General features: G+C 46.0%; 1 protein-coding gene. It reads left to right on the top strand.

Annotated elements, in window-relative coordinates:
* Nucleotides 1-47: 47 nt before the first annotated feature.
* A complete protein-coding gene (locus R7E78_RS29685; RefSeq protein WP_318059086.1) occupies nt 48-536 on the top strand; it encodes an NYN domain-containing protein in 489 nt (162 codons plus the stop codon).
* The last annotated feature ends 10 nt before the right edge of the window (nt 537-546 follow it).

Below are 546 nucleotides of genomic sequence, written 5' to 3'. Positions count from 1 at the left end.
AGCGATCTGGCTTAGGGTAGGCGGCAAATTATCGGTATGAGATCACCATGCAATCAGACCACAAAGAAAAAATCGCCATTCTCGTTGACGTTCAAAACGTTTATTACACTTGTCGCGAAGCGTATCGCAGTAACTTTGATTACAACCAGTTTTGGTATGTCGCGACACAAGAAAAGGAAGTAGTAAGCGCAAAAGCTTATGCCATTGCCAGTAACGATCCGAAGCAACGCCAGTTTCATCACATTCTAAGAGGTGTGGGATTTGAGGTGATGTTGAAGCCTTACATTCAGCGTCGAGATGGCAGCGCCAAAGGGGATTGGGATGTCGGTATCACGCTCGATGCGATTGAGATTGCGCCTGATGTTGACCGCGTGATTTTGGTTTCTGGTGGTGGCGACTTCAGTTTGCTGGTGGATCGTATTCAGCAGCGCTACAACAAGAAGGTCACCGTCTATGGTGTACCAAGGTTAACCTCGCAAACCTTGATTGATTGTGCTGATAATTTCGTCGCGATTGATGATGATTTCTTGCTGTAATCATTAGACT

This window comes from Vibrio sp. YT-19(2023) (genome assembly GCF_033337395.1).
The sequence above is the reverse complement of the archived record's forward strand: the minus strand, read 5'-3'. Positions and strand labels throughout refer to the sequence as shown.